General features: G+C 53.4%; 18 protein-coding genes and 1 tRNA gene. 8 read left to right on the top strand and 11 right to left on the bottom strand.

Annotation, left to right across the window (positions count from 1 at the left end; all coding sequences use genetic code 11):
- Nucleotides 1-254: 254 nt before the first annotated feature.
- The 6 genes from KJB30_RS04880 (at nt 255) to KJB30_RS04855 (ending at nt 5,016) form a co-directional block, all read left to right on the top strand.
- Nucleotides 255-674, top strand: a complete 420-nt coding sequence (locus tag KJB30_RS04880) for a hypothetical protein (protein ID WP_214296808.1) — start codon at nt 255-257, stop codon at nt 672-674.
- 103 nt (nt 675-777) lie between these two features.
- Entirely contained in the window at nt 778-2,193 is a 1,416-nt protein-coding gene (locus tag KJB30_RS04875; protein WP_214296807.1) for a toxin-antitoxin system YwqK family antitoxin, read from the top strand.
- Between the two features lie 229 nt (nt 2,194-2,422).
- On the top strand, nt 2,423-2,974 hold the full coding sequence (locus tag KJB30_RS04870) for an inorganic diphosphatase (protein WP_214296806.1): 552 nt from the start codon (nt 2,423-2,425) through the stop codon (nt 2,972-2,974).
- A 228-nt stretch (nt 2,975-3,202) separates the two neighbouring features.
- Nucleotides 3,203-3,463 (top strand): UBP-type zinc finger domain-containing protein, encoded by a 261-nt coding sequence (locus KJB30_RS18380; protein WP_214296805.1) that lies wholly within the window; start codon nt 3,203-3,205, stop codon nt 3,461-3,463.
- A gap of 22 nt (nt 3,464-3,485) precedes the next feature.
- Nucleotides 3,486-4,415, top strand: coding sequence for a DUF5996 family protein (locus tag KJB30_RS04860; protein ID WP_214296804.1), 930 nt, complete (start codon nt 3,486-3,488; stop codon nt 4,413-4,415).
- A 304-nt stretch (nt 4,416-4,719) separates the two neighbouring features.
- Nucleotides 4,720-5,016 (top strand): hypothetical protein, encoded by a 297-nt coding sequence (locus KJB30_RS04855; RefSeq protein ID WP_214296803.1) that lies wholly within the window; start codon nt 4,720-4,722, stop codon nt 5,014-5,016.
- A 111-nt stretch (nt 5,017-5,127) separates the two neighbouring features.
- Here the strand turns inward: KJB30_RS04855 and lon are convergent, their stop codons facing one another.
- The 11 genes from lon to KJB30_RS04800 all read right to left on the bottom strand — a co-directional run bounded on the left by lon (nt 5,128) and on the right by KJB30_RS04800 (nt 16,903).
- Complete coding sequence (gene lon / locus KJB30_RS04850) at nt 5,128-7,572, bottom strand: endopeptidase La (RefSeq protein WP_246545497.1); 2,445 nt, start codon at nt 7,570-7,572, stop codon at nt 5,128-5,130.
- Nucleotides 7,573-7,741: 169 nt separating this feature from the next.
- On the bottom strand, nt 7,742-8,893 hold the full coding sequence (locus tag KJB30_RS04845; RefSeq protein ID WP_214296802.1) for a glycosyltransferase family 2 protein: 1,152 nt from the start codon (nt 8,891-8,893) through the stop codon (nt 7,742-7,744).
- Entirely contained in the window at nt 8,890-9,621 is a 732-nt protein-coding gene (locus tag KJB30_RS04840) for an RluA family pseudouridine synthase (RefSeq protein WP_214296801.1), read from the bottom strand. The genes KJB30_RS04845 and KJB30_RS04840 overlap by 4 nt, the downstream gene beginning before the upstream one ends.
- A 153-nt stretch (nt 9,622-9,774) precedes the next feature.
- Nucleotides 9,775-10,287 (bottom strand): M48 metallopeptidase family protein, encoded by a 513-nt coding sequence (locus KJB30_RS04835; protein ID WP_214296800.1) that lies wholly within the window; start codon nt 10,285-10,287, stop codon nt 9,775-9,777.
- An 86-nt stretch (nt 10,288-10,373) separates the two neighbouring features.
- Complete coding sequence (ppc, locus tag KJB30_RS04830; RefSeq protein WP_214296799.1) at nt 10,374-13,163, bottom strand: phosphoenolpyruvate carboxylase; 2,790 nt, start codon at nt 13,161-13,163, stop codon at nt 10,374-10,376.
- Complete coding sequence (locus tag KJB30_RS04825) at nt 13,160-13,390, bottom strand: VF530 family protein (RefSeq protein ID WP_214296798.1); 231 nt, start codon at nt 13,388-13,390, stop codon at nt 13,160-13,162. The genes ppc and KJB30_RS04825 overlap by 4 nt, the downstream gene beginning before the upstream one ends.
- 52 nt (nt 13,391-13,442) lie before the next feature.
- Nucleotides 13,443-13,937: a DTW domain-containing protein gene (locus KJB30_RS04820; protein WP_214296797.1), complete on the bottom strand. Its 495-nt coding sequence runs from the start codon at nt 13,935-13,937 to the stop codon at nt 13,443-13,445.
- 40 nt (nt 13,938-13,977) lie between these two features.
- A complete protein-coding gene (locus tag KJB30_RS04815) occupies nt 13,978-14,868 on the bottom strand; it encodes a pseudouridine synthase (protein WP_214296796.1) in 891 nt (296 codons plus the stop codon).
- Complete coding sequence (locus KJB30_RS04810) at nt 14,865-15,701, bottom strand: CvfB family protein (RefSeq protein ID WP_214296795.1); 837 nt, start codon at nt 15,699-15,701, stop codon at nt 14,865-14,867. The genes KJB30_RS04815 and KJB30_RS04810 overlap by 4 nt, the downstream gene beginning before the upstream one ends.
- Before the next feature lie 109 nt (nt 15,702-15,810).
- Nucleotides 15,811-15,887 (bottom strand) — tRNA-Arg (locus KJB30_RS04805).
- Nucleotides 15,888-15,970: 83 nt separating this feature from the next.
- Nucleotides 15,971-16,903, bottom strand: coding sequence for a tetratricopeptide repeat protein (locus KJB30_RS04800; RefSeq protein WP_214296794.1), 933 nt, complete (start codon nt 16,901-16,903; stop codon nt 15,971-15,973).
- Between the two features lie 176 nt (nt 16,904-17,079).
- Here KJB30_RS04800 and rsmD point away from each other — a divergent pair, with 176 nt between their 5' ends.
- Together rsmD and coaD are read left to right on the top strand one after the other, a co-directional pair.
- Nucleotides 17,080-17,637: a 16S rRNA (guanine(966)-N(2))-methyltransferase RsmD gene (rsmD, locus tag KJB30_RS04795; protein WP_214296793.1), complete on the top strand. Its 558-nt coding sequence runs from the start codon at nt 17,080-17,082 to the stop codon at nt 17,635-17,637.
- Nucleotides 17,634-18,119 (top strand): pantetheine-phosphate adenylyltransferase, encoded by a 486-nt coding sequence (coaD, locus tag KJB30_RS04790; RefSeq protein ID WP_214296792.1) that lies wholly within the window; start codon nt 17,634-17,636, stop codon nt 18,117-18,119. The genes rsmD and coaD overlap by 4 nt, the downstream gene beginning before the upstream one ends.
- Nucleotides 18,120-18,186: the final 67 nt, after the last annotated feature.

The raw sequence follows: 18,186 nt of genomic DNA, 5'->3' as shown, positions 1-18,186 counted from the left end.
GCCCCGTTGATGAAATATTTGATGCCCCTTTTAGTTTCAAGATCGTAAGCAAGAAAATTCCGCATTGCGGAGAAATTCAAGAGTGGAAGGAAAAGAAAACTCCACGAAAAGAAATCACCACGAATGTATTTAACGAAGGGCTGGAGCATCTTGTTGCCACAACGGAAAAATGCTCCGGCGATTTTGCCAAGGCTGTTAGGCTGCCGATATCTCCCGTATCAGTAGGAAGAAAACCGGACAAGGAAACCGCTGCCATGGCTACCAAAGCCTTCAAGGCATTGGAGGCGTACAGGAGCGATATCAAGCCCTATGTCAAAGATGAGTATTACGAGAGCATCAAGATTTTTGAGTTCAGCCACTCAGGTAAAACTGAAAAGTGGGTCTCCATGTATGCCCAGTCAGGAGTTCCTTATTGCGGCCATGATGGCGGCATTCTGGGTGTGTTATGGAAGGTGGAAATGAGCGCCAAAGGCAGCAAACTCAGCTTCGATCAGTATATAGGAAACGAGCTTGAATACCTTACGGACATTGACAATGATGGAAATCCTGAGTTCCTGTCGAGAGACACCTATACCCGGGGCGTGCCCCAGTCCTTTGAATTTATTCCTGCGAAAAAAAGCAAAATGAAGGGTTATATCTTCAAGGGGAGTAACGATTACGATTGTCCTTGTTAAGTTTTTGCTCCCTGCGGCGCGATCATCCCAAAGCGATAGGCCCTCTTGCCGATAAAGCTATAAACAAAGTGTTTGCATAACAAAATACTGGAGGAGCAGAGAGATGATTACGAGAAACAATATGAAGCGTTTCAAGAAGATTCCGGCTATAGCCGCCTTAATCCTGGTTGCCGGTTCAGCACTTGGTTCAGCCGATGAATGTCATTTCCCGATGAAACTTGGGGTAAAAATTCTGGACTACAACACGATTTGCCGGATGGGGGACACACCCGTCGCCGTGGGTGATGACGAAGACGAGGGGCCCGGCCCCAATCCGGTACCGAAGGGGAAACGGGATGGAACGGAGCGCTGCTACGACCACAACGGAAAGAAAGTGAAAGCCGAATTCCTCTGGCACAAGGGGGAGCTGCAGAAAGGATGGGCCTTCGTTTCCACCAATCAGAAGATTGATTTTACGGCCAAGGACGGCACCCTCCACGGTATTGCGCGGGTATATTCTAAAAAGGGAGATCTTTCGTGCGAAATACCTTTCGATCACGGCATCGCAAATGGAGTCGTTCGCGAATTTTATCCCAGCGGCGCTCTCAAAACCGTCTATATTGTCGAGAAAGCAAATAAAACCGGCAAGGGAGAGGTTGCGTTCGACAAGGACGGAGAGATAATCCAGCTATCCTGCGGTCCCCAGCCGGTTCACCCAAAAGATGCGGAATGGTGCGGACGGAACGGCAAAGAGGCTACTGTTGAAATTTCCGGGCGCAGAGGTGGGGCGACCAGGCTGACCCACCGCGACGGCAAGCTCGTTCAGACGGAGGTCACCGATAAGGAAGGCCAAAGGCTGGCTAAAATCTTTACGGAACCGGGGAACGACCGGCAATACGAGCAGAAAGAATACTTCGCCACCGGCAGGCTGCGTCGTTCATTTTCGATTAATAACGGGAAAACTGTAGGTAAATATCTGCTTTACGCAGAAAGCGGAGCGTTGCTCGATGAAGTGCGTTTCAGCGACAAAGAGAAGCCGCTCGAACATAAATCGTATTACCTCAATGGAAAACTCAAAAGCCATGCAGCAAAGTTTGAAGCTGCTGCAAAAGATGCGGCTGAGACGGCATCGGGAAAGAAAAAGCGGTCGGGACGAGCCGAAGATGACCAGTTTTTTGTTCTCAAGAGTTACCATGACAACGGCGTTATAGAACACGAAGGGATCTACACAACTGCCTATGAAGGGATGGATAAAGACCGCCCCGTCTGGGAATTCTCCCGTCCCCACGGAATGGTCCGGAACTACAACGAAGACGGCTCCCTTGCTTTCGAGGGGAATTACCAAAACGGCCGGGCGGAGGGGCTTTTGCGCAACATCAACAGCAAAGGAATCAAAACCGACGAGGTCTACCGCCAGGGGACTCTCCAAAGCCGCAAGCAATTCGATGCCGGCGACAAGCTTCTGCTTGAGGAGGAGTTTTTTGAGGATGGATCGAGGAGTAAGTCGATCCGCCATGACGAAAACGCAGAAAAGATATGACGCGTAGGGGCGAGGCATGCCTCGCCCCGCCATTGCATTTCATGTGAAACAGGGGACCGGTACAATTCTGACCTTCATCCTGCTCTTATAAACCAACCCTTACAAAATCTGCCCCTGCAGTCCTGCTCCTATACCCTCTCGCACTTGCACACCTGTCCCTCCCTCTGCCGGTTGATTTGCAGGGAAACTATGTTACGAGATACCTATAACCCCCTAGTGGAGGCGACTTATGACTTCCGGCCCAACGTCCAATCCATTTGCTGGTCTCGGCCCTTTTGATCGAATAAGTGGCGGGATCAATACCGTCATCGAAACCCCCAAAGGTAGTCGCAACAAGTACAAATACGAGGAAGATCCGGGCATTTTTCGTCTGAGTGGTGTGTTACCTCTAGGCGCTGCCTTTCCGTTTGATTTCGGTTTTCTGCCAGGTACTGTAGGAGGCGACGGCGATCCGCTGGATGTCTTGCTTCTGATGGATGAGGCGGTTTTTCCCGGTTGTCTCGTGCCTGCCCGGCTGGTGGGTGTAATTGAAGCCGAACAGGTGGAGGAGGGGCAGGCTGAGCAGAATGATCGCCTTATTGCCGTCGCATCAGCCTCACGGACCCATGGCGATGTTCACTCTCTGGCAGACCTTAATGGCAGATTGCTTGAGGAAATCGAGCATTTCTTCATCTCCTATAATCACATCACGCAAAAGATTTTTCGTCCCCTAGGGCGCAACGGCCCTGAAAGGGCAAGGCTGGTGGTGGAGGAGGGAATCAAGCGGTTCAGTGGTAGATGATATTTGAAAGACATGTGCAGTCTGAAATATTTGTAGCCAAAGGCAGCGTGGCATTTGTTCTGCTGAATTACAAATCAAGGCCCAAAAGAGAACCCAGAACCGTAAATGGACAGAAATCTGGCAACGTGCCGATTCATCAATGCAGCGATCAGGTAGTGGAGAGGCCAGACCTTGAGTTTCCTCGACAATGCGTTAAGGTTTTAGAAAAACAGGGAAGGGAGGAAGCTAATGACGAGACAGTGCTCGCATCTTGACCACGTACAGAGGCCTGCGCCGAAAACGAACGGCTGCGAAGAGTGTCTGAAGAGCGGCGATTCCTGGGTTCACCTGCGCCTTTGCGAAACCTGCGGGCACGTGGGGTGCTGTGATAGTTCAAAAAACAAGCACGCCTCCCGGCACTTTCATACCACGAACCATCCGGTGATCAAGTCGTTTCAGCCGGGGGAAAACTGGCGATATTGCTATTTGGATGACCAGATAGTGGAGTAGAACGTAATGGCGAGGAGGAATCATGGCTACCCACGCATGGCCGGAACTGCCGTTGGCTGAATGGGAACATACCTACGCAACGTTGCACATGTGGACTCAGATCGTAGGCAAAGTCCGCCTGGCGCTGACGCCGCTGATCAATCATTGGTGGAATGTCTCTTTTTTTGTGACACCACGCGGCCTCACTACTTCGACCATCCATCATCCGGAACGCAACTTCGAGGTTTCATTCGATTTTATCGAACACAGACTGGCGATTACTTGTGATAACGGCATGATAGGAACCATGGCACTCATTCCCGGTTCGGTCGCCGGTTTCTATGGCAGATTTACCTCTCTGCTGAAGGAATTGGGACTGGAGGTGGAAATCTGGCCGGTTCCGGTTGAGGTTGAAAATCCTATTCCGTTCCAGAAGGATGTTCAGAATAACGCCTATGATGGGGAATACAGCAACCGGCTTTGGCGCATCCTGCTGCAGGCGGACAAGGTCTTCAACCAGTTTAGGGCTCGTTTTATCGGCAAATGCAGCCCGGTCCATTTCTTTTGGGGAAGCTTTGATCTTGCGGTATCGCGGTTCTCCGGAAAGCGTGCGCCGAAAAAGGAAGGTGCGGATTCAATCACCCGCGAGGCCTATTCCCACGAAGTTATCAGTCATGGCTTCTGGCCCGGGAAACGAGCTTCCGGTGCAACTGAGCGTGAAAATTCCGCGAGCAGTATCTGCGCCCCTGCCTTCTATTCCTATACTTTTCCCGAACCGCCCGGTTTCGATAAAGCACATATCCTTCCACAGCAGGCATTCTATAATTCCGAGCTGAAAGAATGGGTCCTGCTGTATGATGATGTGCGAAAGGCAGAGTCGCCTGAGCAGATGCTGCTGGATTTCATGCAGAGCACCTATGAGGCTGGAGCCAATTTGGCTGGATGGGACCGGGCAGCGTTGGAACGAAATTAGGAGGTTGTTGAAAAACAGCCATCTCGCCGCCGTCCTCGAAAGCCACCTTGTGCGGCGTAGCGTTGCTACGCCTGAGTAACTTCAACATAACCTACTGAAATCACATAAGCGGCACTACTGAAGTTACTCTGCGAAAAATCGGCCCCGAAGGGGGCGTAGGTCGCTATTTTTGAACAACCTGAGAATTTCAACAATCTGTTAGACGTTTTTGTAAAATGATAATGATTTTCAGTTGCAATTAATTATGAAGGTCATTAATATGTAATTACAAAGTTGCAGATATTAATGAATCAGGAGGTTGGCCATGAGAAGCATAGCTCGTATAATTCCCATGCTGGCAACCGCATTGATGATAAATGCTGTGCCGGGATATGCCATTGAAGCGACGGGTGCAATGAATGAGGGATTGCAGAAGGATGAGTGCCTGTTGGTTGCAATGAATTGCAGAAATCAGGTGGATTCAATACAGCAGCGAATTGATCGACTGCAGGGTGAGATCGCACGTGGAGGCGGGGTATATTCTGCCGATGAGCTGAGGGTGCTGAAGGACAAACTGGAAGATGCGAATAAAATCCTGGATAGCATCGTCAGCGGCGCTTAGGCTTTAAAACTGGAGTGGTGTAAGTTAAAAACGGGCTGCAAGGGCACATGCTTTTGCAGCCGTTTTTTTTATGTACTTTTCCTGCTGTACTTCGTGTTAAGTGGAATCTCTTCAACTTTCTGAATTCTCCCGCACAATCACGGCCTCTTTTTCCTGCATCGGTATCGGCATCTTGGCTCCGGGAACCACTGCTTCAACCGGCCCGGGGCAGGCAACGAAGGCTTCATCAAATGCATCATCAATGGTTTTAACCGGAACGATCCGCACCTTTTGAAGGATCTGCCGTGGAATGTCGACCAGATCGCGCTGATTGCCTTCCGGAATAATTACCACTTTTATACCAGCCCGGACTGCACCGAAAATTTTCTCTTTAATTCCCCCTATCGGGAGAACCTTGCCGCGCAGAGTGATTTCCCCTGTCATCGCGACCTCCCGGCGGACCGGCTTGCGGCAGAGTGTGGAGAGTACCGCAGTGGCCATGGTTATTCCTGCTGATGGCCCATCCTTGGGGAGCGCACCTGCCGGAACATGGATGTGGAGAGATGTGTCTCGGAAACGGCTGGTGGGGATGTTGAAGCGATCAGCATTAGCACGGATATAGGAGAGGGCGGCGTCTGCCGATTCCTTCATGATGTCTCCCAGGGAGCCGGTCAGATGAAGCATTGGTTTTCCCTCCATCGCCATCGCCTCGACAAAGAGAATTTCACCACCCGCAGGTGTCCAGGCCAGTCCGGTTGCGATTCCCACCTCATCCTGGTCCAGCTCCGTATCGAAAACCCGCGGCGGCTCGCCCATCAACTCCTCCACGTGGGATGCACCGACATTTTGGTGCTCCACCAAACCCTCGGCTACCTTTCTGGCGATCTTCCTGCAAATCTTTCCGATACCTCGTTCCAGGTTTCTTAAGCCCGCTTCCCGGGTATATTTGTCGATGATGGTGGTGATTGCATCAGGAAGAAAGGTGACTTTGGATGCATCCAGACCATTCCTTTCTATCTGTCGGGAAATGAGGTACCTCATCGCAATGTCCAGTTTTTCTTCCTCGGTGTAGCCTGCCAGCTGGATTATTTCCATCCTGTCGAGCAGCGGGGGAGGGATGCGCTCCAGCGTGTTAGCTGTGGTAATAAACACCACATTTGAGAGGTCGAAGGGAACATTCAGGTAATGGTCGGTGAAATTATTGTTCTGTTCCGGGTCCAGGATTTCCAACAGCGCAGAATAGATATCTCCCCCACGGTAGTCGCTGCCGATCTTGTCTATTTCATCCAGCATGAGCACCGGATTCTTTGTGCCCGCCTGCTTCATGGCATAGATGATCCGTCCCGGCATGGCGCCGATATAGGTGCGCCGATGGCCACGCATATCGGCTTCGTCATGTATGCCTCCCAAAGAAAGCCTGACGAATTTCCGCCCCATGGCCCGGGCAATCGATTTTCCCAGCGAAGTTTTCCCCACACCAGGGGGACCAACGAAACAGATGATTGATCCCCTGGAAGTGTTTTGCAGTTTGTGCACGGCCAGAAACTCCAGGATCCGCTCCTTTACTTTTTCCAGAAAGGCGTGGTCCTCATCCAGTACCTTCTTCGCCTCTCCAATATCGATTGAATCATCAGAGAATGTATTCCAGGGGAGATCGACCATCCAGTCGAGGTAATTCCTGACAGTTTCTGCCTCCGGCCCCTCCTGGGACATCCGCTCCAGGCGAGCCAGTTGACGGAGCGCCTCTTTCTCCGCCACCTCCGGCATCTGTTTGCCGAGAATCTTTTCATTCATTTCGGAAGCATCCGAGCGGGCGCTGTTGCCCCCCAGTTCGTTCTGAATCGCCTTCATTTGTTCGCGGAGATAATATTCCTTCTGATGCTTTTTCATTTCATCATCGACAGCGGATTTTATAGCATTTTGAACGGAGACAACTTCTGCCTCTTTGGCCAGAATGCCATACAGTATGTGCAGACGCCGGACCGGATCTGTCATCTCAAGAATAGACTGAGCTTCCGGAACGGAGAGGTGGAGGCTTCCTGCAATGGAAAAAGCGACAACCATGGGATCAGATATATTCTGCAGAAAATAGACGAGTTCCTGGGGGATGCTGTCGCCTGAAAATGCGATGGCTCCAAACCGTTCCAGTACATTTCGCATCACTGCACGCTCTTCAACCTCATCCACCACCTCGGTATCGGGGAACTGTTCAACGGTGACAGCCCTGTAGGTCGGTTCGTGCCAGATAGAGCTGATCCTGGCTTTGGTGATCCCTTGCACAAGAATTACTGCCCCTTGTTCCTGGGGAACGGAATGGAGCAGGATGCAAATTGTACCGACCTGGTACAGGCTCTCATCGCCAGGCTCTCCATCTGAAGTCTCCCGTTGGGATACGACAAAAATACGCCGGTCCTGGGATAGTGCCTGTTGTACTGCAGCAAGAGATTTTTCCCGTTCTACCGCCAGCTGGAGGCGCATCATGGGAAAGATGACTGTGTCCTGTAACGGCAGCAACGGCATCCGGTCAGGAAGGTTGTTCTCGGGTGTGGGAGGGTCGTCGCTCATCACTTTAGCCATTGAGTTCTCCTTCTCTGGTTTTTCAATAGCCTGCTGGAAAAGTGTATCAGCCTTTTGGGCGTTGAAAAGGCAGACGGACTGTCCATGGGGGAGCTGTTGGTAATGAAGAAGTACGATGTTTAAGCTGGATTCAGCTGGGGCGGGGGCGGAGTTGAGAATAGGGGGAGGGTTATATTTTGTTGGCCTTCAGCTCTTTCAGCGAATAAAAAGTGCCGCGCCAGGAGATGCCCCCCTGTATCAGGTTCAGCAGCATGGTGCGCAGCAGGATGTAGATGAACAGCGCCGACATCAGGGGATAGCCGACAGCGTACCATTGCCGGGAATAATGGAAGCGGGCACTGTCCGCCACCATCAGCATGATCAGGGCTGCTGTGGCGAGATACATTCCCTGTATCCAACCGTGGGTAACAAAAACTGCCGCAAAAGGCCAGATGCTGCAGAACAGATGACACATCACTCCGCCCAGCACCAATGGTATGTTGTAGTCTGCCCCGGAAAAGGCATTTTTTTCCAATCCCTTGATGACCTCTCCTACAGATGCGTACCACTCTACAGCCAAAAATTCCGGTGCATAGGCGGCATCCTGACGAAAGCCCGCCTGTTTGATGATTTTGCCCAGCTTGATGTCGTCATCCGGCCGCAGACGAATGGTTTCATGTCCTCCCACCTGCCGGTAAGCCGAGGTTCTCACCAGGTTGAAGGCACCGATGCCGATATGACAGCGGCTTTTGGGGTCCCTGGCTTTCCAGGGGCGTGAAAAAAGGGAAAAGAAGATGATAAAGGCTGCTCCGAACATGCCCAAAAAGGCAGTCGGCATGCGCATTGAAGGGGTGGCGGCCAGGTGGTCGAGATTGTTCTGCTCCACAAAGTTTACGGCGCGGGTGATAACGGTCGGCTCCATGACGATGTCTGCATCGGTAAAGAGCAGCAGTTCTCCGGTGGCTCGCATGCCGCCAACCCACTGGGCGTGATTTTTACCCAGCCATCCCGAGGGCAGGGCATCAACATGGATCACCTTCAGATGGGGGCTGGTGCTGCTCATGTTGTTCAGTATCCGGCCGGTGGCATCTTCCGATCGGTCATTGACCACAATCAGTTCATAGTCGGGATAGTCTATATCCAGCAGTGACTGCAGGGCCTCACGAATGTTGCGCTGTTCGTTGCGGGCCGCCACGATGATGGAAACCCGCAAGGGATCGGCGGGCGGAGTTGCTGAAACGTCGCGCAGGGCACGCACGGAGCGGTTACCGATGAACAGGTCAAAGGCTGCAAGGATGGTGAGGATCAGCGTCGTTACAGCGAGCCAGAAAAGGATGGTCATGGTGTGGTATCTGGAGTTGGAAGTTGGAATGATCCGACCAAACGTGTGAAAAGGTCGGGAATCCTGGTCTGGAACTGAAGGCGTTTTTTGCTGACCGGGTGGGTGAAGGTAATTGAGCAGGCATGCAGCGCCAGGTTCGGATAGGAAGCATTACCCTTGCCGTATTTTCGGTCCCCGACAACAGGGTGCCCTTTTTCTGCAAAGTGTACCCGGATCTGGTGCTTCCGGCCGGTAAGCAGGTTGATCTGCAACAGGCTGAGCCCTTTCTGCTCCTTAACCAGCGTATAGGCCGTCTGGGAGAGTTTGCCCTTGGCGGGGTCGGGGGTGGAGTAGACCATGAGCGCGGCATTCTCGGCCAGATAGCTGCTGAGGATTCCCTGCGGGGAGGCGAGACGTCCATTCACCACAGTCAGATACATCTTGGTGGTGTTGTCCCAGTCGGACTGCAGGAACTGCTTGGCCTGCTCGCTTTTGGCAAATAACAGAATTCCGGAGGTTTCACGGTCCAGGCGGTGCACGATGTAGACCCGGTTGCGCGACTTGGGATTTCCCTTGCGGACATAGTCGTTGAGAGTTGAGTGCACGGTGCGGGATTTGTCCCGGTCCGTACCTATTGTCAGCAGACCGCACGGCTTGTCCACCACGAGGATGTCGGCATCCTCGTAGAGCAGGGTAACGCCTTTGGGCTGGTGTTTAGGTTTCGGGGCCGGGGTTCTGGTTGTATTCATTGCAGCCTTTAAGGACGGTGATCACACAAAGGCATGAAGTCACGAAGAAGTTGCCCGGCATGATACCCGGTGGAATTGGAATACTTTGCGCCTTAGTGCCTTTGTGTGAGAAACGGTAAGTTTGGTAGAAAACAGGTTTGGCAGGTACGAAAGTCAATCACAAGTACGGACAATCTTTTCCCGGTCCATCTGTGTCAGATACAGTCTGGTATCGAATTCCAGCTGATGGTAGGCCGGCTCCATGTGTTCGCACAGCTTGTAAAAAGCTTTGTTGTGGTCCTTCTCCTTCAGGTGGGCCAGCTCGTGCACGACAATCATCCTCAGAAACTCCGCAGGTGCCTGCCGGAAGACCGATGCGACCCGGATCTCATGCTTTGCCTTGAGTTTCCCGCCCTGTACCCTGGATACAAACGTATGACTTCCCAGGGCATGCTGAATCACGTGGATCCTGCCATCGTATTCCACTCTGCTCAGTGGCTGGGCTGTTCGCAGAAATTCGTTCTTTATTTCCATGGTGAAATCATAGAGAGCCCTGTCGGTTGTGATCGCATGGGCAGTCGGATATCTATGCTTGATGAAGGCACCCAGCCTGTCTTCCGCAATCAGGCGGCCAACCTGGTGGAGGATCTGCTCGGAATAGCCTGTCAGATATTTCAATTGATGCATCTGCTGTTTTTTTCCTTCCTGATTCGGAGATACCAATTGTGAACGTAAGGGACCGCGTAAGGGTGACCGGCCGGTCGCCCCTACAATCATCCCGTGTTCCGAAGTCCTGCCGAAATGCCGCTGATGGTGGCGGCAAGGACGTAATTCAATTCTTCGTTTTCGTCTCCCGCACGTTTCCGCCTCAGCAGTTCGATCTGGATCAGGCTGAGCGGATCCACATAGGGGTTGCGCAGGCGGATGGAGCGCGCCAGGGGAGCACTGTTTTCAAGCAGGTGCGATTGTCCGGTGATCGCCAGCACCATGCGCCGGGTGCGCTGGTACTCTTCGACCACCATGCAAAACACCCGTTCGCGCAGTTCCCCATCGTGCACCAGCAGCGAGTAGCGGCGGGCCAGGGGAAGATCGACCTTGGTCAGGGCAAGTTCCACGTTTCTAAGCAGATCGGTAAAAAAGGGAAAGCTGTTCATCATGACCTGAAGCTGTTTCAAGGTCTCTTCGCCGCTGGCCAGATAGCGCTCCAGGGCATACCCGACTCCAAACCAGCCCGGAATCACGTGGCGGCTCTGCATCCAGCCGAAGCCCCAGGGGATTGCACGCAGGTCGCTGAGGTCACGGGTAGCTCCCCGGCGTGCGGGACGCGAACCGATCTTGGCCAGTTCAAATTCCAGAACCGGGGTAGCCTGTTCGAAATAGGGGAAAATATCGGGATTCTCCGCAATATGCTTCCGATAGAAGGCGTAGGCATCGCTTGATAGCGCTTCCATGGTCTGTGTCCACTCGGTGCCCGGCTGCTGCTCTTGCAGAGGAGAAAGTGACAGTGCCTCCAATGATGCGGCGACCATCAACTCCAGATTGCGCTGGGCCAGGGAGGCATCGGAATACTTCCAGTTGATCACTTCGCCCTGTTCGGTGATTTTTAGAGACCCTGTAAAGGCTCCGGCAGGTTGGGCCACAATTGAACGGTGGGTTGGACCGCCCCCTCTGCCGACCGTGCCGCCGCGGCCATGGAAAAGCACCAGACGTACCCCGCACTCTTCCGCTACCCGGTGCAGCTCCCTGTGTGTCTTGTGAATCTCCCAGGTGCTGGTGAGCATGCCGCCATCCTTGTTCGAGTCGGAGTAGCCGAGCATCACCTCCTGTCGGCGTCCCCATGAATCCAGGTATGGCTTGTAGGCGTCAGAATTCCACAGAGTTCTGCAGATATGCGGTGCCTGGCGCAGATCCTCGATGGACTCGAACAGCGGAACCGGCATCAGGCCGGGATCGCCAGCCTCACTCGCCGCAACACGCACTCCGCAGAGTTCCAGCAGCCAGACCAGCGAAAGGGAGTCCTGAACGCTGCTTGCTCCGCTGATTACATAACGCTGGATCGCCTGGGGGGGAAAGTGTCGTTTCAGGTCGGCTATGGCGCGCAAAGTCTCCAGAAGTTCGCTGGTGGTTGACGAAAGTGGCGGCGGTAGTGCGGCTTCCGAACCGGTCATGGTGCCGCTGGCAAGTTCTGTGATAGCGGTGGCATGAACCTTGGCATGCTGGCGGATGTCGAGGCAGTGAAGATGGAAACCGAAAGTGTCGATCTGCCGCAGCAGCGGGTCTATCAGGGAGTTGGCCAGCCGTTCTCCCCCTCCGGCGGTCAGGCTTTCCCTGATCAGCTGAAGGTCGCTGCTGAACTCGACAGCTGCGGGATAAGCATCGGAATGCTCCGGCTCCTGGAGTGTTCGGCGCAGCCGATGGAGGATGAAGCCGGCAAAGCGTCGATATTGCTCGCATGGGGGGATGGCATCGCTCTCCTGTTTGGTAAGAGCAAGGGTTGCCTGGTAGTTTTTTACGGACTCTGCCAGGAGCTGAGAGACAGGTGCCCGGCAGGTGGAAGGGGTGAGAAAACGGCGCAGTTCTTCCAGAGAGGCAATATATTCCCCCAGGATTGCTTCGCGTCCCTTTTGCAGGGCTTCACGGGTGGAATCGGCAGTGACATAAGGGTTGCCGTCACGATCGCCGCCGATCCAGGAACCGAAGCGGACTACTGTCGGCAGCTCGGCGGGGCAGAGTGCATGGCCGTAAATTTCATGGATCGCTGCAGCAATATCCTCGTACAGTGCCGGGAGAGGTGTGATCAACGAGCCGGGGTAATGGTCCAGCCCCATTTTGATTTCGTCCAGCACCGTCGGTTTCCGTCGCCGCACCTCATCGGTCTGCCAGAGCGCCGTAATCTCGGCCAGCATGGCACTTTGGCCGTGCAGCGCCCTGGTGTCGGTCAGGGGAAGGCGATCAAGCGCCTCCAGTTCGCGCGCAATGCGGCGGCGTTTGAAGTGGATCACCCGTCGTGCCACATCGGTGGGGTGAGCGGTGAAAACCGGCACAACCTCCACCTGACCAAGCCATTGCAGAGCCTGCTCCACCGTAATCCCGTTCTGCCGCATGCGGAGCAGGGTGCCGCGCAGAGAGCCCGGCTTGTCCGTACTCGTGCTCGTCAACCGGGATGCACGCTGACGCCGCTTGCGGTGGTTGGTTTCTGCCAGGTTGGTCAGCTCGAAAAATGTTGAGAAGGCTTTGACGATCTGATAGGCACCGGCGATCGACATCCTGCCGATGATAGCCTCTGCTTTATCCTGCAGTTCCTGTTCGCCGGGATAGTCAAGACACGCCTCTCCCTGGTCTTCATTCAGCTGGCGATGTTTGATAGCCAGGTGGCGGAGTTCCTCTTCAGCCACAAAAGCCTGTTCTCCGGCCTGCTCCCTGATGACTATTCCCAACAAAAGCCCCAGAGAACGCACATCCCTGCGCAGGGGGATTTCTCTCAACTCCCCCTCCATGGTGATCAATTCCGCCAACCGGGCGGACTGATCTGCGGTTTTCCAGAACAATTCGTTATCGTTCATGGCTCATCTGCTTCCATCTTCCACCTCAAGTACAACTCCTCGACCTTGTCCCGAGCCCAGGGAGTTTTCCTCAAAAATTTAAGGCTGGAGGAAAGACAGGGATCATGGGTAAAGCAGCGGATTTCGATGCGCCTGCCCAGCTCCTCCCAGCCGTACTCCGCCTCCAGTTCGGTAAGGATCATCTTCAGCGTGACGCCGTGCAGGATGTCGTTCGGTTGCTGGTTCATGCCGTAACCTCTATTATAATTTGAATCCTGAGAAATGGAATGAGGCCGAGCCCTACATACCCATCGCTTCGCCGCGCATGACACCCGCCGGTCTGATGAAAGCCAGGAATCGTTCCTGGAGTTGTTCGGCCTGCTCTGTATTGCCTGTGTTGCGAAGAATTTCAATCACGCACTCGGCAGTGCAGAGGCAGGCTTTTTTCTGGTTCTTTCTCAGGTTGTACTGTGAAGGGCCGCTCGGCTTGAGGCAGATGCGCCGGGCCTTTTGCAGATACGGGCTGCGCTGGTGGATTTTGCGCGCTTCGTGCCAGGTGCCGTCGATCAGGATGAAGCGGGTGATGTCCGACAGGTCATCATTATTTTCGTCTGGTGTCCCGGGATAAACCAGTGCCACGCCCCCCGCCTCGATCTCCTCCACCAGTCGTGCTGGTGGATTGATCCTGTCCCAGCGGACCTGTTCGGCCGCATCCCCCAGGATTTCAAGCACCAGCTGGCCGGTGTTTGAGCGTTTGTCGAATTCTTTGAAATGTGTCAGGAGAGTTATTTTCATTGTTGAGCCTGTAAAATGATTTTGGGGTTTCTCTCGAAAATTAAAGAGGGCACCATTGAAGTTCACGTTCAGAGGTGAATTCCATTGGTGTGCCGGTGACCGGATCAGTGAATCGTACTTTTTTGGCGATCAGCTGAAGCGGGCTGCTGAAGTCGTCATCTGTTTCCGGTGTCAGCTCGGGGTAGTACCTGTCATTCAGGATTTTGAACCCGAGGCTGCTCATGTGAAGCCGCAGCTGATGAGTCTTGCCGGTCAAAGGGACAAGGTGGAATCGCGCCAGATCACCTTTTCGTTCCACAAGCCTGATGATCGAGCGGGAGTTTGAATCTCCCGGTTCAATCTTCATTATGAACCAGGGTTCTCCGGTCACAATCCGGTTTTCAATGCTCCATTCCGTTGTTTCCGGATCGTGATTGCACTTAGAGACCGCGTGGTAAAGCTTCTCCACCTTACCATTCACAAAAATTTCATTGTAAAGCGACCTGGTTTTCCTGTTGGCAGAGAACATCACAATGCCTGCAGTTTCCCGATCGATCCTGTGGATCGGCACCAGATCGTGGTTTCCGGTACTCTTTCGCAAACGGTTCAGCAGGCATTCGGTAACATAGGGTCCGCTTGGTGTGACCGGCAGAAAATGAGGTTTGCAGGCAACTACCAGGTCATCATTCTGAAAGATGATCCCTTCGGTGAAAGGAATAACCCGCTCCTGTTTCACTTCCCTGAAATAAAAAATTCTTTTGAGGGGTTTGTACTCTGTATCAGCTGTTATCGGATTGCCATCGTCATCGAGGACTTTCCCTTCCTGAATCCGTTGTTGCCAGACTGTGTGCAGAACACGGGGAAACCGCCTGGTCAAAAAGTCCAGGATGGAAGGATAGGGCTTTTCAGCTGCAGGCATGGTGACTTTGGAGCAGTACCTGGAGATGGTCATTTTTTGGGGGAGCGCAGCTTGACACCTTCGGGCGTTATATCGACCAGACCTTCTTTGTACAATCCGCCGATCCCTCTTTTGAAACTCTTCTTGCTCATGCGCAAAAGTTCGGCAATGGCTTCCGGGGTGCTCTTGTCGCTCAGCGGCAGCAGCCCGTTACGGGCTTTCAAGGCATCCAGAATCACGTCCTGGTCGTTTGCCGCTTCCCGGGTCCCCCCCATTCGCAGGGTGACATCAACCTTGCCGTCTTCGCGGATTTTTTTGACATAGCCTCGCATCCGTTCGCCGATGGCTGGGTTGCCGTAGAGTTCGTTGCGAAAGAGCAGCCCGCTGAACGTGTTGTTGATAATGACCTTGGCACCCAGATCGCTGAAGGCATACACCAGCAGCTCAACCTCGTTTCCTTCGGCCAGGGTGTCATCAGCCGGCTTGAGGAATTTATCAAGCCTGGCGGATGCAGCCACCCGTTCGCTGCTGTGAAGGTACACATACACCAGCACATCCTGCCCCCTTCTCAGCTGATCAGTCTGTTCGCCAAAAGGCAGCAGCAGGTCCTTTTCCAGCCCCCAGTCCAGGAATGTGCCGACACTTACATTGTCTTTTACCTTCAGAAGAGCGAAATCACCTACAACGGCGAACGGCTTTCTGGTGGTGGCTGTCAGGCGGCCTTCAGAATCAACGTAGACAAACACGCTCAGCGTTTCACCCGGCTCGGCACCCTTTGGGACAAGGCGTCCGGGGAGCAGGATATTTCCCGCCTCGGAAGACAGCACAGCGCCTGCTGCGGTTATTCTGATTATTTGCAAGGTATTAAAGTTGCCGATTAAAAGCATGGGATCTCTCATTTTTTTTACAGTTTAAGTACAGTAGGTTCGGGCAGGGGAAAGGTGGACCCATGAATAATAAAAAAGGCACCTACCGCTGTAAGTGCCTGTTGTTTATTGGCGCGCCCGGACAGATTCGAACTGCCGACAACCTGGTTCGAAGCCAGGGACTCTATCCAGCTGAGCTACGGGCGCAATGGGTAGAACTTGGGTAAGATAACATGCGGAAGAGCGGTTTACAACCGCTTTAGCAGGAGTGGTTTCAGTCTCTTTAACTTCTACTCCCCGTAGCGTTCAATGAATGATTGCACCTGGCGTGCGGTTTCACTTGAATTGTCCAGCTTCAGGTAGCGCTGCCAGACCTGCAGGGCCTTGTCAATCCGGTTGAGGTCAAAGGCGTAAACATACCCGGTGTTGTAAAGGCTTTCGAGGTTGCTGGAATCGATGGCAAAAGCCTTTTCGAAATTGGTCACCGCCTTTTCAAAATCACCGGTCTGGCGGTACATGGCCCCTTGGTCATTCAGCACGTCGGTATCCTGTGGTTTAATCGCAAGCGCCCGATTATAGGCCGGAATGGCTTTGTCCGGCATTTCTGCATCATAGTAGGCGTTGCCGAGCGCCACCCACGCCCTGAAATCTGACGGTTCCCTTTGAGTGAGTTGCAGTGCGTCTTTGATCTGTTGCTGAAGATCCTCGGGCGCCGTAGTCTGCTGCGCGGCAGGTTTGTCAGAAGCAGGAGGGGCTTCATCATTTTCCTGAGGTGTCTCCTCCAGTTTTGGGCATACTTTGGATGCCGCCAGGTCCAATGCAGATCCGGGGACAATGGTTTCGGGTTTGCCGTTTCCTTTTTTGCGTGAAAGCCTTCTGCCGCCTGCCCCCAATACGTCAGTCAGTCCCATGACTGAAGTGTTTTCCCCACAGTCGATCTCGTAATATTCAAGATGAAGGCGATACCCCTTCTGGCTATGTTCCGTAGCAGCTTCCCGGCGCTGACGTTCACCACGCGGTATGAACCGGAGCCACACGCCCAGTCTGCCCAGGCTGGTGAGGCGAACTGATTCCGTATCCAGGGCCACGTTGTGTCGCGCTGTTTGGGCTAGTTGTGTCCATTGTACAGCCGGTGAGGGGGTGGGCAGGGTGACAAGGAAAAGAGAAGCGAGCAGTACCACGTTGTGCAGTCCGGGAATGGGCAACTGGCGGTTTGCCTTCATTAGCTTTTCTCCAGATATTAGCGATAAACAATCTTCCGCTTATTGTACAGAGAGTTCAGCTATTTACAATAAATAATTTCCGGCTGGGGGAGGTGTTAATGATGCCCTTCATGCTTGACGTGTCTCTGCTTTTCAGGTAGCGTGCGCAGATTAAAAGATCGAAAGATGGAGCATTTATGCGCGTAATAGCGGGAAGCGCGCGAGGGACACAGCTTGTTGCGCCGCAGGGGATGAAGACGCGTCCGACCGCGGACCGTGTACGTGAGGCGCTCTTCAGCATTATAATGAGCCGGTTTGAGCTGGCGGGAGCACGTGTACTGGATATCTGTGCCGGAACCGGAAGTCTGGGCATCGAAGCACTGAGCCGTGGGGCTGAATCCTGCTGTTTTATCGAACACGATAAAGATGCTCTTGCGAGTCTGAAGAAGAATCTGGAAAAAACCAGGCTTTCCGCACGGGCCAGGGTGCTGCCGATTGATGTTCTCAAGGCGCTGCGCCTGCTGGACGGAGACAGGTTTGGAATAGTCTTTTTTGATCCCCCCTATGCCGCGGAACTATACCCGGCAGTTTTGGAAGCTTTATGCAGCCATGAGCTGGTGACTGCCGACAGCCTGGTCGTCGCCGAAAGCGCGGCGCGTACCATACTTCCTGATCGGCTGGGGACTTTTATGAAGATTGATCGCCGGGTATATGGTGACACGGCACTGGAATTGTACACACTGGAGGTTTCATGAAGAAAATCGCCGTCTACCCCGGTTCCTTTGATCCTATTACCTTTGGTCACCTGGACATTATAAAACGGGGTCTGAAGGTATTCGACGAGGTTATCGTGGCGGTTGCGTGTAACTCCCAGAAGAACGCACTGTTCACCTTTGAAGAGCGGGTTGCACTGATCAAGGAGGTGCTGGGCGATGAAAGCAGGGTCACGGTCGACACCTTTACCGGCCTACTCATCGATTACGTTTCCGATCGTCAGGCCCATGTGATCATTCGTGGGCTGCGGGCGATTTCGGATTTCGAGTATGAATTCCAGATTGCCCAAATGAATAGCTGCATCGGCAAGGGGGTTGAGACCTTTTTCATGATGACTTCTCTTCAGTACGGCTATCTTTCCTCCTCCATCGTCAAGGAGGTCTGTTCCTTGAAAGGAAATATCGACGGATTTGTGCCGCCTGAGGTGAAGATTGCGCTCAGGAAAAAGTATGGACTGGACTGACATCCACAGCGGCGTCGGCCGCATAATCAGGCATAGCATATAAAAAAAGGGCCCGCGCAATGCGCGG

The organism is Pelotalea chapellei (genome assembly GCF_018531195.1).
In the GTDB taxonomy this organism is placed as follows: domain Bacteria; phylum Desulfobacterota; class Desulfuromonadia; order Geobacterales; family Pseudopelobacteraceae; genus Pelotalea; species Pelotalea chapellei.
The sequence above is the reverse complement of the archived record's forward strand: the minus strand, read 5'-3'. Positions and strand labels throughout refer to the sequence as shown.